Raw genomic sequence first — 13,745 nt, 5'->3', positions numbered from 1 at the left:
ACTTGTCCACGCGGAGGTTTGCGACGAGAGACCATTACTGTTGGCCGTAACCAGCATCCGGGATCGACCCCGGGCTAATAAACATTTGGGTAGAGCGATTGCCCATGCTGAGCGTTGGCGCGCCTTTGTCTTGTGCCTTCGCCTTCTCTAACTGGTCGTCGTAGTCTGCACGTAAGGTTGTGACATCGAGGCCCTTAGCGTTCCACAATTCGAACTTGGCCCCGGTAATCATCAGGCGATCCGGGTAGAGCGCGCTATCGGTGTCTGCCGTGAACGATGTCTTGTAGGTCGTGCCGTCAACAGCCACTACCCAGCTCTTTGACATGTACTCAAGTCCAAGGCGCGATGTCGTGGTGGCGGGAGGCCAGATTTGTAGGGTATTCCCCAGGATGCGGTAACGCATGCGCGGCCCAGTGGCCACGATGCCGCCCTTGAGGTACTGCCATTCCTGCGCGCTCTTCGGGCCGAGCAGCTCCCAATGGTTCGTCTTATCCCAATCGGTGCGATTGATTGGGCGGTTCCAATCCGAGGGAAGGGCGTACTTTGTCTTGGTGAAGGTGATCGATACCGATCCAGTCTCGGTAGCCGCTTGATCAAGCGTGACCTGGGTTCCCGAGTCAACCGACTGAATGTAGCAATCCGAAGCGATACCATCACCGGTTGCCATGAAGGTATCCGCCGCAAGAGAAGCGGTCGAAGACAGTCCAGTGACGATGGCCGATCCACTAGTGATCGATCCGGTGAGGGTTAGCACCGTCGTGGTGAACCTATATTCCTTGTCCAGGCGTTGCCACTCTGCCTCGGTAACGAGATCCTGCCCGACCTTGTTCAGTAGGGCGAGTATCTGGACGGCTTGCTTATCGGTGCTCGTGGCGACCGAGCTCGGACTCGGCAAGCCAAGCTCACCGGCAACAGCCTGGGCGAGTTCAAGGAGGGTCATTACTCAGCCTTTGGTGGACGGCCACGGCGTGGCTTGTCTTCTGCTTTGGGGTCTTCCGTGCCGTCCTCGACAGCTTGCAAACGTGCAGCAAGGTCTGCCAACTGCTGTTTGAGCATGGCGTTTTCCTCGGAAACCTGCTCGAATTGCGCTGCGTATCGGGCCACTGCGCCAGAGTCCTTCTGAACGGCCAGGAACGCCTGCGCTTTCGCCACCAGTGCGCGTGCGCCAAGCCCGATGTTCGCTAGGTTCTGGTCCGAAACGGCTGCCAGTTGTTCAATGGTGTAAATATGCTTGTGGGTGAGGTCACGGAGCATGCCTTCATCTGCGGCCACTTCTGGCCATTGCTCAAGAGGGAATCCGGATGCCTTGATCTCTTCACCCGATAGGTACGCTTGCCAGTGCTTCGGCCAGCGGTGTGTGTCATCCTCTTTGACCTGGCGATTGACTACTGTCTTGTTATCGCCTGGGAAGATGATCTCAACAAAATCCTTGGCTACGCCCTTCTCGTTGCGCTTGTAAAAGCGGACGTAAGCCGAATCGTCACTACCGTGCTTTACGTGGCCGCCATGGACGGTCGTTTCTGCAAACATTGGGACTCCTGTTTAATGAAGAAGGGGGAGCCGAAGCCCCCCCTTGGAAAGCGCAGCGGGTTGCTGCGCGAAATGCCTATATCGGCAAGCGTTACAGCGTGCGACCGACGCGCGGCCAGTTGATGAAGCCCGCCACGGTGCCAGCGGAACCACCGTTTGCTGCATCCAGAATCACGCCCTCAATGACTTCCGCGCCTGCGGTAGCATCGTCATCGATCTGGCCAGCAGTAGCGGTGGAGTTCAGGGCGGTGTACGCGGCGCACGACGCCGCCACGCGGACCACACCGACACCGTAGATTTGCACCCAGCCGTAGTCGTTATCTGCGAATGCGACTCGTGCAATGCCTACGGGCTTGCCCTGGCCGGTGCCCGGCGCAGTAGTGGTGGTGGTGGACATGGCGGCGTCAAACGAGCTCACATCAATGTCGCAGACGTAGCCGTCGCCAGTGATGGCGCCGTTCGCCTGAACATACATGTAGCCCTTCGCGCCGTCGCTGCTAGTGTTGAAGCCGATCTGGCCCACATCGAATTCAGCCGTCGTGCTGGTTTTGGTAGGGTCAATGCCAAAGATATACATATGATTCTCCGAAAAGAGTGAAGGGGCCGTAGCCCCCTCGATTAGTCCTTCAGCACGCCCTGCAGGAAGGCGTTCGACAGGGTCATGTTGCCCGCCCAGGCGGTCAGCTTCACCATTGCATCCTGATTGACACTGAAGCGGTCTGGGTCAAGCGGAACCATGTTGCGGTCCTTGTGCGGGCGCAGGTAGATGTAGTTCGTGTTGAGGAAGTACATGTGGTTGCTTGGAGCCGCACCACCGTAGCCGCCGTCGAACACCACGTCGGCGTCCATAAACTTCAGGGAGCTGAAGCCAGCCTGGGCCATGTCGTCCGACGTAATGCGCTGGATGGCTTGCAGCGACTCCCAGTACAAGCGGAAGTAGTTGTTGTCTGCGATGATCAGGTCCGGGCGATCAGTGCCACGAACCAGTTGCAGCCAGACGCGGTTCATGTAGCTCTGAATGTTCGCCGACGTAGCTGCGGCGCCGCCATCCGTTGTTGCGTCATACGACACATTGCGGAAGAACGACCAAGTAGCGCGATTGATGCCGCCGACGGTGCCAGTGCTAGGGCTGTCGGCCACCAGCAGTTGCAGACCGCCGATTTGTTTGCCACCGTCTGCAGTGCCGTCCGAGTAGCAGTCAGCAGACAGGTTGTTCTGCATGGTGCGCTCGGCGTTCTTGATGCGCGACTCCAGCAGGTCGATGACCTTCTCTTTGCCGGAGTTCTGAAGCTGTTCCAGGCCAGAGATCGACACCGCGACAGCGGCCTGCTTCCAGTCGAATTCTGCTGCGGTGAACACGTCGGACGGCTGAATGTTCAGGGTTTCATAGCCGGAGTAGCGTTTGTAGGTGCTGTTCTCGGCGTATTCCAGCTCTTGAACGATAGTGCGCCCACCATCGACAGGCTTCACGTTGCCGCGCTTATTCAGGCGGTTCAGCAGAGCGTTGTTCTTGGTGACGTTGTCAGCCAGTTTGCCGCTCCGATTGCGGAGCGTGGTAGTTACGATTTCAGAAAGATTAGGCGAAGCCATGTGATATCTCCGTAAATAGGAATGCGCCGCTTCCCAGCGGTGCTAAGTGAGTTACATGCGACCAGCAGTACCGCTCATCGCGGCCATGAGGTCATCACGAATGCTGACGCCAGTTACCGGCACGGCTGCGCCTGACGGGGACCCCGTGACGCTGACGGCTTTCGCTTTTGCCTTCGTTGCAAGCTCGGCTTTTTCCTGAATCCGCTTCGATTCCTCCGCTTGGAGTAGCGATGCGCGAATATCTGGCCGCGCCCAGCAAGCCTTCTCGTATGCGTCTTTCAGATCGGTGGCATACCCCGCTTGCAGCAGACGGGACATGTCGTCACGCACACTGTCGAAGTGAGGGGCATCCGCACCGGACGCAAACTGCTCAACTTGCTTTTGGAGCTCGGCCATCTCGGCTTCTTGATGCCTTGCTGCTTCCTGCTGCTTCTCGTACTCCGTTTTCTGGATATACGCTTCCAACTGCTGGACACGGCTCAGTGCGTGTTGCAGATTGGGGTCCAACTGGCCCGGCTCTGCCTGTTCTGGCATCGCAAGACCGTAATCCTGTGCAAGCTTGGCGAAAGCCGCCTGCTTCTGCGCCGGGGAGCCGGTGCGCAGCGTGTACTCAGCCTGGATGAGCGCCTGGAACGCCTGTTCCGGTGTCGCTCCTAGTTGGCTTATGTATGGCATCCACTGGTCAAAGACCGGCTTCACCGACTCCGCGAACTTGGCGGCTTCGGCGTACTTCTGGATGCCCTTGTTGAAATCTGTCTCCCGGCGCAAGATTTCGTCCTGCACTTCGGGCGGTAGGTTGTTGAAGTGGTCTTTGACCTCTTGCCGCCAGCTCTGCGGGGCCTTCTTGGCCTGGACAGGCGGGGCGGGTTCGGCTGCTTGCTGGTCGGTCGCCTGCTGGGCGGCTTGCTCCGCCTCCTTGCTGGCAAATCGTCCTCGCTCATCGCGCAACCGTGCTTCGGTTTCGGCTGCTGTCTCTGTGGACACAGCCTCACTTGGATCACTGGTTTCCGTCTGTGCTTCTTCTGCCCCACTCAATGCGGCTGCCAGCGAATCGCGCAGGCCGTCATCGGTGGCGCCGTTCATTTCAGCGTCCGACATAAAAACTCCATCAAAGGCCCATGCTTCGGGCGTGGGGAAAGACCCGCTTCCCAGCGGGGTACTGCATGGCACAAGGGCCAATCCATCAAAGGGACCGTGACACCTCCCGGCGTGGTGTGGTCAGCCCGATATGCGGGCGTAGAGCTCTTCCCGCAGCCCTCCGACTTCGGGAATGTCTTTCTTCGGCGCTGGCAGCTTTTCGTTGCCCACTTCTACCATTCCGTGCGCCTTCAGGTGTGAGCGGTGCTGGCTGCGGCTGGTAATCATTTCGCCGGTAATCATCGACTTGTAAGGCTGGATATCTGCAGCGACGAACGGTGCGCAGATAACGCGCTCCACCATCTTCCCGCAGCACTCCGGTAGTTCCTTGTAGCGGGACACGGGCAGGAATACGTCCTCTTTCTTGCCGCAGGCTGGGCATTTGGTCGCGTAGATCGGCATTACTGCTGCACCTCACTGGCAATCTCGCTCGTGGCTGCCTGGGTGGCTTCGTCCTCAACCTTGGCCTTGGACGCGATGTTTGCTGCTTCGATCTTCGTTGCAGCATCCAGCTCTGCCTTCCAGCGCTCAAAGCGTTCATCCATCGCCGCTTCCATGGTGCGCATCCGCTCTTCCATGGCCATTTTCTGCTCCGCCAAAGCCAGTTCCATCTGCATTTCGCGCTGGTGGCGGGCTTCTTCGGCTTGCTGGCGGGCTTGTTCAAGCTGCTGCTCGCCTTGGAGCTTTGCCTGAGCCAGGGCTTGTTCTGCTTGCAGCTTTTGCTGTTCCGGGTCGGGGCCTTGCGGCTGTTCGGCTTTCTTGCGCAGCTTCTCGATAGCTTCTTCGAAGGCGCCCTCCAGGCTGCGGCCAGCCTTGAAGCCGCGTACAGCGAAAAGCAGGACCTCGCCGAGCAATGGCGCAATCTCTGGCGGAGCACTCAATGCCTGCTGGACGAATCCACCTACCGCTGTGATGAACTCCATGCGGTCCTGCTTCTCCTGCTGCTCGTCCACCTCAAGCAAGGAGTCCGACGAGATATCGATGCGGAAGCCGCGCATCGGCTCATTGCGCAGAAGCTCGATAGCCGGGCCCACAAGAGCCTTGTCCTGCTCTGACATCTGCTCCACGCCCGAGATCATGGCGATGGTCTCTGGCTGGTAGTGCTTGCAGATGATTTGCGCCTTGATGCGCAGTAGATCGGTAGCAAACTCCGCAACTGCACCCTGCATCTTCTTCAAACGGAGGGAGGCGAACTGCCCTTTGGTGCGGGTGGCTGTAGCGGTCTCGTTGGGGTCAGATGCCCCACGGATGACGTCCGCGATACCCGACACCTCATAGATGACCGCCTTTGCCTGCTCCCGCGCCATGTACAGGGCATTGAGCGCTTGGACGATCTGATCCAGAGGCACGAAGTCCATCACGCCCTTGATGCCACCTTTTTCCGCGAACGCGGCCCAGGTATCTACGGGGATCAGCTGGGTATTGCCTCCTTCGGTGAATAGACGCTTGATTCCGTCCTGCGACGAGTCGTAGACGCCCGCTACTTTGAGAGCTTCGGTCAGCCCCTCGATCCGCTCGCAGATCAGGTCGAGCTCTTTGGCCTGGTCCTGATAAAGGCAGTAGTCCGGTACCGGAATAAGGCTGTTGGTCGTGACCGTCGAATAGATTGGCTTGGGGCAGGGGAAGAAGGCCTCCAGACCCAGCGGGTCGCGCTTCGCATCCAGCGCCTCTTCGCTCGACTTCGATAGCCAGACAACCAGCCCGGCTTTCTTGTCCCAGACCTCGTAGATCCGCGCCTTCTTCAGCGATTCGCCCTCGGGAGTGGCAAGCGCCTCGTCCTCCAGCGGCGATTTCATGTCCAGGGCTATCTGCTTGCCCTTTTCTTCGCCAAAGCGCTTGATTAACTCCTTGCGGTCTAGCGGAACGATGCGCCAGACAACGGACACCTCTTCCCAAGTACGGGCGACGTTATGGCCGAAGTCCTCCCAGTGGACGTAATCTACCGGGCTGCACTCGTAGTCGATAACCTCTGCCGTGTCAGGCTGGGCGCCTTCCGCTTGCTTGTCTACCTCGGGCACGTCCTCGGTGATCTGTGCTGACGGCAACGCCAGGGACTTCATCACCGGGATATAGCGGACCCATGCAATCCCTCGCCCAGGTAGTACGCGATCCTCTACGCTATTCAGGACCGCCGACGAGTAGTCGGTGTACTGCTCAATCTCGTACTGCAGCGCGCGCTCAAGGATCATGGACGCGACACGCGCTACTGGGTCCTTGTCCTTATGGCGCCGCGTCACTTCCGGCTTAGGCAGGCGTGCAAATACGGCCGGGACGACCGTTTGAACGTTCGCCCACAGAATGTTGTAGCGAGCCTCGGTCGTACCTGTTGCTTCTGCCAGATCGTTTCGCTCATCGCGGTAGCGCTTGACGACCTTCTTGCCGCGCTTATGCCACGACTCATAGGTGCGCTCGTACAGCTCGATATCGAGCAAGTAGCGCCGCTTCAGCGAAGCGAGATCAAACTCTTTATCCATTAGGCGACGAAGAACGTAACGTCAGCAGTCCCGCCAATGGTGGCGTGCAGGCCATTCGCGAGCGAAGCCGGGATAGGGTAGAAGGTAGCCGCCGTCAGGCTGAAGGTGTTCACCACGACCGTCCCAGAGGCAGCCGAGGCATTGTCGTACAGCTTGAGCGTTCCAGAGCTGGACGAAGCGCAGAAGACGCCGATAAGCTGCGCGGAGGCCGTTGCAACAACTCCCGTCGCCGTCTTATTGACCGGTGCGCCAGTGTTTGAGTAGATCATATTCTTCCTTTCCCTTTCGGGCGCTGTGCCTTCCACAGATCGTTAAGCGTGGCCTGTTCAAGGAACTTGTTCTCAGGCTTGATGATGGGAGGCTTGGTCATCTGCATAATCAGGCAGCCGTAGCTGTACCCGTCGCCATCGTGCGATGCCCAATCGTGCTTAGGCTCGCTGCTAAAGATCTTCTTCTCTTCGTCGTACTCAAACGACCATGCCCGAAGTCCGTCAAGGCCGCGCTCTAACCGAGCGGCGTTGAATGCCACATGCGGTGTTACCACCCTGGCCGCATTGATCCGGTCGGCCTTCTTGGAGTCAGGCGTGATGCGAACGCGATCCGCGCCAAACTTCTTGATGAATATCTCCAAGGCGCTATGCTTTGCGGCGAACGTCTTGGCCCTGGCATCGTGGGGAAGCCAGATCTTTCCGAGTGCTGGCTTGCCGTCGCTCAGCTTGTAAGGCCTGAACTTAGCTTCCAGCCTGTCTGCCCATTGCTCCGCATCCAGGCCCCAACCGCCGTCGTAGTCGAAGACGTGATGCCCACCTAGACGCGACTGCCAGAAGTACCATGTAGCCGTATCGCGCCTGCCAAGGTCGGCAGAGACTTCAAACGGTGCACCGTTCGGATCGAAGTCAATCTCATCGCTGACCCGGCCTTCACGCTCCGCAATCCCGATGGAGCGCGCCAGGATGGCCCCGAGGTTCGCCGCATCGAAGGAGCACAGATATTCCTGCTCAAACTTCGCGCGCCCGTACTCGTCGCCAAACTCGGCTATGTACGCCTCCAGCTCTACAGCAAGCTGCTCAGGCGTAAAAACGCCCGTCTGATTCGCATCCAATATCTGGGCGAACGATCCGGGTGTCTTCTGTGCTGCTTTCAGTGTCGTGTAGGCGTGATTCCTGCCCCGCGACGTTGTGATGAATATCTGCCAGCCGTTGTTCTCCAGCAGGATCGGCCTGAGATAGGCGCGTGCTGTTGGATTGGCTAGCGCCCACTCCGAGTACACAATCCCTGCAGGCGTCGAACCCACAAGGCTGTTGTAGTTATCTGACCCAACCACCTGCCATGACGATCCGTTCTTAAACTCGATCATCATCTCTTGGTTGCGCGTGGTCTTGCGCAGCTCGGGCGGGAAAGCCTCGTCAATCCTGCGCCTCCCGGTGTGCGGATTCACCGCATCCCAGATTGCCTTACGCGCCTGGCTGTACTCCGGCAGCATGTGCCAGTAGCCCGCCACCCGCTCAAAAGCCGCACACGCGGCCCTGTGAAGCGCAATCTCGTCCTTCCCGCTACGTCGGTGCCAGATCAACTCCGCGTGCCGCCCACCACCCTGCAGATACCGCCATGCTGGGAGCTGGTATTGGCGTGGCTCCCACCCGTTGGGCAGGTCGATGTCCATTAGAAGTGTTTGATGTTGACAGTGATACTGCTATCAATCTCGCCTTCATGGGCAACGGCACTAAGATCGGGCAGCGACTTGCGCAGCAGTATTTCGATTGCCTTGATCTGTGTTGGCGTCAAATCGTTCAGGCCAAGTGCATGATCGGTAAGACGATTTATCAGCTGACTTGCCTGGATCTTCGTTCGCACCTCGTCTTGGTGCCTCTTACGCATTCTTGCGGCCATATCTCATCACCGTGGAGCTTTCGCTTCGGTGCCGTGAGCAAAAAAAAAGCCCAGCGGGAGCCGGGCGAAGTCCACCGCTTAGGGTAGTGGAGGAGACAGGGAAAGTCCGTCTAGTGACACTGAGACAGATTACAGATTAGATAGTAATTCCTGCATGACACTTTTGTCTCGGGGTATTTTGTCATGACACTTTCATTCGTTGCAGGAGGTATTTTTCCTCCGCTGTATGCCACATGCGATAGTCCAAATGCTCGTAGCACCAGTTCAACCGAAGGTGGTACACCTGGCGCGGAATTTTGATGACGGCGGCTTTAGTCTTTGCCGGTCGCTTGTCCATGTACTCCAGATGGATGATCTGCTTGAATGCCGGGGCCATTAGTTCAATCTCCCGATTCAGACGGAGTACGTCATCAGGGATTGACCTAAGGGTCTCGGTCGAGCGGTTGCTAGTCTGAACTCGCTCCGTCGCAAATGCGGACTGCTTCGGGTAGCCGGTTCCTACAAAGTCCATGTAGAACCCGGCCCACTCGTTTAGCAGCTCCTTGATGCGGCTCATGTCTTGTTTCATTCCCCCTCCCTAAACAGTCTCGTATTCATCACAGCGCCGCTTTGCCAGCACGCTCTTTACTTCAGGGTTGTTGCATACATCTGTGTTTCCTATCCTGTCCCTGTGGATGCAGCCCTTACAGGTCCTTTCCTCTTCCTCGATTAATGCATCGAGAGGGTCTTTGTACATTCGGACTGGATGCGCGGTCATGGCTTCCTCGCTGGCAAAGGCTTGATGACGTGGCCCAGGCCTTCATAGAACTCCTGAAAACTGCAGTCCCATGGAACCGAAATGCGCTCGTAGTCGTTCATTGCGTAGTCCTTCATGCAGTGCGGGCAGTAGATGCGTCGCGTCCCTGGCGAGAACTGCTGAAGCACCATGTAGCTGGGATGAAATCCGAGCGCGCATTTGATTTTGTTCAGGATTCTCATGCTCTCTCCTTCCTCAATTCCCTAACCTTGGCCTGGTAGTGCGCTTTCATGGCCCTGAGTTCTTCGTGTGTCCACTTGCGTGGTGTGTTGTCCGATTCCAGTGCCTCGACCCGTTCCAAGCCGATTCGTGCGATCAGGCCGATTCTGTAATCGACAGCGTTCCCGGCTTTGTTCCTGTTGCAGTACACAAGCTGGGCGTGCACGTTGTCCTCGTTGAAGCGCAAGTGAGGCGCGGAGCCGGTAGAGCGGTAGTGGCCAGCGTCCCATCCGTGGGAGTTCAGCCCGTCAACCTTTGTCTCAGTCCTGCCGCAGCAGATGCACGGCTTGCCAGCGTCCCGGAGCCGGATTGCTTCGTTAAAGACCTTTTGCACCTCCGCGACGAGCTGCGGATACGTCTTCAAGCTCTCTCGCTTCGCCCGATCCGCCCTGCGCTCCATCTTCTTCGCGTGCGCCTCCTTCTTCACCCTGGCCCGTACTGCTACCTCCACAGCACAACCTGGAGAACACGCCTTATGCCCCATCCCCCGAGATTCGAACTCTGTACGACAGATCACGCACTTGCGTGTTGCCTTCCGTTTGAATGCGGTGCGGGGAAGGGGGGCGTTCAATCGAACCCCCGCTTCTTGATCTTGTACTGCTCTGGTCTGAGTTCCGGCCTCCAGCTGTGCGACAGGTTGTCGAAGCGTGTCTGCGCGCCGACGTAAGTTAGTCGCGCCATGCCGGTCGATCCTTGGCGCTTCTTCGCCACGATCGCCTCAGCGGTTCCCCGATCGGGCGATTCCGGGTTGTAGACTTCGTCCCGGTACAGGAAAATGATCGTGTCTGCGTCCTGCTCGATGGCACCCGATTCCGCTAGGTCGGATAGCATCGGGCGCTTGTTCGGGCGCTCTTCACATTTCCTGCTCAGTTGGCACAGGAGCACGATGGGGCAGTCCAGTTCCTTCCCCAGGGCGAGTAGCGAGCGCGTGTACTCGCTCACCTGCTCGTGCCGCCGTTCCAGCTTCGATCCCACGATGAAGCTCAGCTGGTCGATCACCAGCATGTCGAGGCGGCCTGCCGAGCGCTTGACCTTCCTCGCCTTTGCCCGGATCGCCATCATGTTTAGGCCAGTCTGGTCGTCAATGAACAGTCCCATATCGTTCACCCGCTGGGCGGTCGCGGTGAAGCGGTTCCAGTAGTCAGTGTTGGAGTCCGGGCAGCGAAGCCATGCCAGGGGGATCTGGGCCATTGCCGAAATGTTCCGGTCAATGACCTGATCGCGAGCCATTTCCATGGAGAGGAAGGTGGAGATTCCGTCATCCATCGCGATATGGCGTGCTAGACCGAGACCGAATGCAGTCTTGCCCATGGCCGGTCGAGCGGCGACGATGTTGAGGGTTCCCCGATCCAGCCCGCCGCCGAGAATCTTGTCCAAGTCTGTCAGGCCGGTCGAAACGGGCTTGATAGCCCCGGTATGGCGTCCCTCCAGGGTGTCACAGTAGGCCGACATCATGGTCGCCATCCGCTGTGGCTCCTGCGTCGCGCTAGACCGGACCAGCGCCTCGATACGCCCCACCACCATGTCGGCAATCTCGCGCACGTCCGTCTGGCCCGCGACAGCGTCTTGGATCTGCGTTGTCAGGGCCAGGAGGTCACGGCACTTTGCTTTCTCGACCACAATGTCGGCGTGGCCACGCACGCGGGCGCCGGTTGGCTCCACGGCTCTCAGTTTCCCCAGGTACGCCAAGGCGTCCTCAACCCGACCGCTGACCTTGTCGGCGACGGTCATGGGATCGATGGCCTGGTTCGCCGCAACCAGCCGCAGGATCTCGGCGAAGATCACGCGATGCTCCGGGCGGTAGAAGTGCTCGGCCTGCAGGAAGGTGACGCGATCCAGGGCAAGCGGGTCAGCCAGGAGCGCGCCTAGGACGGACTGCTCGGCTTCAATGGAAATTGTGTTCGACATGTCGCTCATGCGTGGCCTCCAGCTGCGTGCTTGTTCTTCGCCTGTACGCCCTGTGTCGTCAGGACATAGCCGCCCTCGCTGCTGGCGCGCCACAGCGTGAACCAGTTGCCGCGAACGGAGTTGCTGAACACCTTGCGCCAGTCGGCGTACTTCTTGTGCCGCCCGTTGCCGTCAGTGCTCCCGTAGCGCTCCTTGAACTCCAGCCAGTGAAGCCGCAGAAAGTCGTCCGGTATGCCCGCCTCCTCGGCGTACACGAACACCGGAGAGCCGTCAGGAATGGGCTTCTCGTTGTTCGCCTTGCAGGTGGACAGGAATGTCGGGAGGTCAATCGCTGCTTTTCGCTTTGGTTTCTCGATTTCAGAAACGGGAGGAGCGACAGCGACGGGCGGAGCACTTATGTGATCCTTTCCTTGATCCTTGATCCTTGATCCTTGATCCTCCGACGAATATTCGCGAACATTCGCGATGACTCTCGGGGCAGGAACGAATTCAGGGATTTTTGACTTGCTGGGCTTATCAATCTTCTGATGAATCAACCAGTTAGCGATTTGCAGATAGTTCTGCGAACCGACCTGATAGCGAACGATGCAGCCTTCGCGCTCAAGTTCTGCAAGCCATCCGTCAATGAGTGCTGGAGCGTCGTCATCGTATGGAAAAAGAAGGCTCGCGAGCATTCGCGAATTTCCGCGAAGCCTCCCTTCATCGTCGGCAATCGTCCAGAGTTGGAGAAACGTCAGCCGAGCATCGCGCGAAACGTTGCCCATGCTCTCCGACTGGGGGAACTCAGGCTTGATGGTGCGAATCCTTGCCATTGCTCACACCCCGCAGTACTGAGCAATCTTGCGCATAGCGGCCTCGTACTGCTGGCCAGTAGCACCAGGGTTCAACGTGGCCCATTCCAGTTTCATGGCCTCGTAGCGGTACATGTCTGTGGCTGGCGCGCGGCGTGTGGCGCGTTTGCGGCCGTAAAGACCTTTGATGGCGTGGCGCATGGCTATTTCCGGTTAAGCGTTACGAGGGCAATCAGGAATGCTTTTGCAACCTTTTTGCCGTATGGGTCGAGTTGTGCAAGCATCTGCAAGAGCTGGGCGTCGTCAATCTCTTTCGGCCCTGCAAGGTGTGCGTCAGGGCGGAGGGTGGTGGGGCCTTGGGAATTCATTACGCGGCCTTCCAGGCACCAAATAACGCGGCTACGAGGGCATCCCGGACCATGCCGATCTGCTCGGCCTGTTTGTGGATGACGCGGCGCTGAGCGACGTTCTTGGCGGCGGCAATGGAGGGTGCTTTAATGGCCTTCATAGAGGGACGCTTAACAGGCAGCTCGATGGGGCGCTCTTTGCGGACACGTGGCACCTTGGGTGGCTTCGCTCTCACCACAGGCTCAGGCAGCGGGATCGGTGTAGCGTCCAGCACACTGAACGTCATCCCCTCAACGCCGCGCTTCCAGGGCTCGCGCTGGAGTCTCTTGGCCGTGGTCAATTGATGCAGGTAGTACAGAGCCGATGAAATGGTCGTGCCAATATGGCGCGCGACTTCCGCAGCATTCACCGGGCGATCCTTACGCACTGCATACGCAAGCGCGTAGTTCATCTGGTTCAGGCCCTTTACGTAATGACGCTCTGGCATGGCGACCTCCTGCAATCAGTCGAAAGAAAGCTGTTCCGGGGTTTCAAGACGGTTCAGGTGCTCGCGCGCCAGGTGCATCAACGTGTCGATGGTCTTGGCGTCGTAGCACTTCATTTCGCTCGGCACGACCTTCAAACCCAGCACACTCAGGAAGGCGCACGCGCGCTCCAGATCGGCTGCCACGAAGCGAGACACCGTCGATTCCGATGTCTTCAGACGCTCCGCCATGTTGTTCTGACCAACGGACGAAATCCGTTGCAAGGCCAGCGAGTGGTACTTGCGTGCCTTTTCAGCGTCGGCGGATGACACTGGCGTCATTGGGTTAGCCCTCCCTGTCTGTGGTGTCGAGTTCCGGCCAGATCCGCATCCAATCGTCCGGACGCAACTCTTGACGGGTTACAACACCGCAAGTGAAATGCCAGATAGCCACGCATCGTTCGGGAGAGATGGGAGTCTTGCCGCTCGCCATTTGGGAGAGGTAAGAAGGGGACACACCAAGCGCTGCAGCCAGGGTGGAAGCTCGCCCGCGCTCGCTCGCAATGTAGGTTTTGAGATTCATAGCGATACTTTAGTGT

19 protein-coding genes are annotated in these 13,745 nt (G+C 58.5%); all 19 read right to left on the bottom strand.

From position 1 onward, the window contains the following. Window positions 1–34: 34 nt before the first annotated feature. A complete protein-coding gene (locus LSQ66_RS14310; protein ID WP_231765875.1) occupies window positions 35–940 on the bottom strand; it encodes a hypothetical protein in 906 nt (301 codons plus the stop codon). Continuing rightward, the gene (locus LSQ66_RS14305; protein ID WP_231765874.1) at window positions 940–1,530 is read right to left on the bottom strand and encodes a hypothetical protein; all 591 of its coding nucleotides are present in this window, start codon (window positions 1,528–1,530) and stop codon (window positions 940–942) included. Before LSQ66_RS14305 ends, LSQ66_RS14310 begins: the two co-directional genes overlap by 1 nt. 91 nt (window positions 1,531–1,621) lie before the next feature. After that, window positions 1,622–2,107, bottom strand: a complete 486-nt coding sequence (locus LSQ66_RS14300; RefSeq protein WP_231765873.1) for a hypothetical protein — start codon at window positions 2,105–2,107, stop codon at window positions 1,622–1,624. Between the two features lie 41 nt (window positions 2,108–2,148). Then, window positions 2,149–3,120 (bottom strand): phage major capsid protein, encoded by a 972-nt coding sequence (locus tag LSQ66_RS14295; protein WP_231765872.1) that lies wholly within the window; start codon window positions 3,118–3,120, stop codon window positions 2,149–2,151. Window positions 3,121–3,171: 51 nt separating this feature from the next. Next, on the bottom strand, window positions 3,172–4,218 hold the full coding sequence (locus LSQ66_RS14290) for a hypothetical protein (RefSeq protein ID WP_231765871.1): 1,047 nt from the start codon (window positions 4,216–4,218) through the stop codon (window positions 3,172–3,174). A 120-nt stretch (window positions 4,219–4,338) separates the two neighbouring features. Continuing rightward, window positions 4,339–4,659: an FmdB family zinc ribbon protein gene (locus LSQ66_RS14285; RefSeq protein WP_231765870.1), complete on the bottom strand. Its 321-nt coding sequence runs from the start codon at window positions 4,657–4,659 to the stop codon at window positions 4,339–4,341. Then, a complete protein-coding gene (locus LSQ66_RS14280) occupies window positions 4,659–6,731 on the bottom strand; it encodes a molecular chaperone (protein WP_231765869.1) in 2,073 nt (690 codons plus the stop codon). The genes LSQ66_RS14285 and LSQ66_RS14280 overlap by 1 nt, the downstream gene beginning before the upstream one ends. Continuing rightward, entirely contained in the window at window positions 6,731–7,000 is a 270-nt protein-coding gene (locus LSQ66_RS14275) for a hypothetical protein (protein WP_231765868.1), read from the bottom strand. The genes LSQ66_RS14280 and LSQ66_RS14275 overlap by 1 nt, the downstream gene beginning before the upstream one ends. Then, window positions 6,997–8,394, bottom strand: a complete 1,398-nt coding sequence (locus LSQ66_RS14270) for a terminase large subunit domain-containing protein (RefSeq protein ID WP_231765867.1) — start codon at window positions 8,392–8,394, stop codon at window positions 6,997–6,999. Before LSQ66_RS14270 ends, LSQ66_RS14275 begins: the two co-directional genes overlap by 4 nt. Beyond that, a complete protein-coding gene (locus LSQ66_RS14265) occupies window positions 8,394–8,585 on the bottom strand; it encodes a hypothetical protein (RefSeq protein WP_231765866.1) in 192 nt (63 codons plus the stop codon). The genes LSQ66_RS14270 and LSQ66_RS14265 overlap by 1 nt, the downstream gene beginning before the upstream one ends. 217 nt (window positions 8,586–8,802) lie before the next feature. Then, on the bottom strand, window positions 8,803–9,189 hold the full coding sequence (locus LSQ66_RS14260) for a hypothetical protein (RefSeq protein ID WP_231765865.1): 387 nt from the start codon (window positions 9,187–9,189) through the stop codon (window positions 8,803–8,805). 185 nt (window positions 9,190–9,374) lie between these two features. Beyond that, window positions 9,375–9,599 (bottom strand): hypothetical protein, encoded by a 225-nt coding sequence (locus LSQ66_RS14255; RefSeq protein ID WP_231765864.1) that lies wholly within the window; start codon window positions 9,597–9,599, stop codon window positions 9,375–9,377. Further along, complete coding sequence (locus LSQ66_RS14250) at window positions 9,596–10,207, bottom strand: recombination protein NinG (RefSeq protein WP_269449077.1); 612 nt, start codon at window positions 10,205–10,207, stop codon at window positions 9,596–9,598. Before LSQ66_RS14250 ends, LSQ66_RS14255 begins: the two co-directional genes overlap by 4 nt. Beyond that, the gene (locus tag LSQ66_RS14245) at window positions 10,204–11,553 is read right to left on the bottom strand and encodes a replicative DNA helicase (RefSeq protein WP_231765862.1); all 1,350 of its coding nucleotides are present in this window, start codon (window positions 11,551–11,553) and stop codon (window positions 10,204–10,206) included. Before LSQ66_RS14245 ends, LSQ66_RS14250 begins: the two co-directional genes overlap by 4 nt. Beyond that, on the bottom strand, window positions 11,550–12,356 hold the full coding sequence (locus tag LSQ66_RS14240; protein ID WP_231765861.1) for a hypothetical protein: 807 nt from the start codon (window positions 12,354–12,356) through the stop codon (window positions 11,550–11,552). The genes LSQ66_RS14245 and LSQ66_RS14240 overlap by 4 nt, the downstream gene beginning before the upstream one ends. 3 nt (window positions 12,357–12,359) lie before the next feature. Then, window positions 12,360–12,536 carry a hypothetical protein gene (locus tag LSQ66_RS14235; protein WP_231765860.1) on the bottom strand — a complete coding sequence of 59 codons (177 nt, stop codon included), beginning with the start codon at window positions 12,534–12,536 and terminating at the stop codon, window positions 12,360–12,362. 166 nt (window positions 12,537–12,702) lie between these two features. Beyond that, a complete protein-coding gene (locus LSQ66_RS14230; protein WP_231765859.1) occupies window positions 12,703–13,170 on the bottom strand; it encodes a FaeA/PapI family transcriptional regulator in 468 nt (155 codons plus the stop codon). A gap of 15 nt (window positions 13,171–13,185) precedes the next feature. Further along, a complete protein-coding gene (locus LSQ66_RS14225) occupies window positions 13,186–13,488 on the bottom strand; it encodes a hypothetical protein (protein WP_231765858.1) in 303 nt (100 codons plus the stop codon). Window positions 13,489–13,492: 4 nt separating this feature from the next. Continuing rightward, window positions 13,493–13,729: a transcriptional regulator gene (locus LSQ66_RS24725; protein WP_269449076.1), complete on the bottom strand. Its 237-nt coding sequence runs from the start codon at window positions 13,727–13,729 to the stop codon at window positions 13,493–13,495. Window positions 13,730–13,745: the final 16 nt, after the last annotated feature.

Source organism: Massilia endophytica (assembly GCF_021165955.1).
Taxonomy (GTDB): Bacteria; Pseudomonadota; Gammaproteobacteria; order Burkholderiales; family Burkholderiaceae_D; genus Rugamonas; species Rugamonas endophytica.
Note: the sequence above shows the minus strand (reverse complement) of the source record. Positions and strands in the feature narration are given on the sequence as shown.

Bases quoted from the DNA above. Each gene is read 5' to 3' on its own strand.
- LSQ66_RS14230 (WP_231765859.1), bottom strand. From the start codon at position 13,170: ATGCCAGAGCGTCATTACGTAAAGGGCCTGAACCAGATGAACTACGCG.
- LSQ66_RS14240 (WP_231765861.1), bottom strand. From the start codon at position 12,356: ATGGCAAGGATTCGCACCATCAAGCCTGAGTTCCCCCAGTCGGAGAGC.
- LSQ66_RS14310 (WP_231765875.1), bottom strand. From the start codon at position 940: ATGACCCTCCTTGAACTCGCCCAGGCTGTTGCCGGTGAGCTTGGCTTG.
- LSQ66_RS14275 (WP_231765868.1), bottom strand. From the start codon at position 7,000: ATGATCTACTCAAACACTGGCGCACCGGTCAATAAGACGGCGACGGGA.
- LSQ66_RS14255 (WP_231765864.1), bottom strand. From the start codon at position 9,599: ATGAGAATCCTGAACAAAATCAAATGCGCGCTCGGATTTCATCCCAGC.
- LSQ66_RS14295 (WP_231765872.1), bottom strand. From the start codon at position 3,120: ATGGCTTCGCCTAATCTTTCTGAAATCGTAACTACCACGCTCCGCAAT.
- LSQ66_RS14290 (WP_231765871.1), bottom strand. From the start codon at position 4,218: ATGTCGGACGCTGAAATGAACGGCGCCACCGATGACGGCCTGCGCGAT.
- LSQ66_RS14300 (WP_231765873.1), bottom strand. From the start codon at position 2,107: ATGTATATCTTTGGCATTGACCCTACCAAAACCAGCACGACGGCTGAA.
- LSQ66_RS14305 (WP_231765874.1), bottom strand. From the start codon at position 1,530: ATGTTTGCAGAAACGACCGTCCATGGCGGCCACGTAAAGCACGGTAGT.
- LSQ66_RS14285 (WP_231765870.1), bottom strand. From the start codon at position 4,659: ATGCCGATCTACGCGACCAAATGCCCAGCCTGCGGCAAGAAAGAGGAC.
- LSQ66_RS14270 (WP_231765867.1), bottom strand. From the start codon at position 8,394: ATGGACATCGACCTGCCCAACGGGTGGGAGCCACGCCAATACCAGCTC.
- LSQ66_RS14280 (WP_231765869.1), bottom strand. From the start codon at position 6,731: ATGGATAAAGAGTTTGATCTCGCTTCGCTGAAGCGGCGCTACTTGCTC.
- LSQ66_RS24725 (WP_269449076.1), bottom strand. From the start codon at position 13,729: ATGAATCTCAAAACCTACATTGCGAGCGAGCGCGGGCGAGCTTCCACC.
- LSQ66_RS14235 (WP_231765860.1), bottom strand. From the start codon at position 12,536: ATGCGCCACGCCATCAAAGGTCTTTACGGCCGCAAACGCGCCACACGC.
- LSQ66_RS14245 (WP_231765862.1), bottom strand. From the start codon at position 11,553: ATGAGCGACATGTCGAACACAATTTCCATTGAAGCCGAGCAGTCCGTC.
- LSQ66_RS14225 (WP_231765858.1), bottom strand. From the start codon at position 13,488: ATGACGCCAGTGTCATCCGCCGACGCTGAAAAGGCACGCAAGTACCAC.
- LSQ66_RS14260 (WP_231765865.1), bottom strand. From the start codon at position 9,189: ATGAAACAAGACATGAGCCGCATCAAGGAGCTGCTAAACGAGTGGGCC.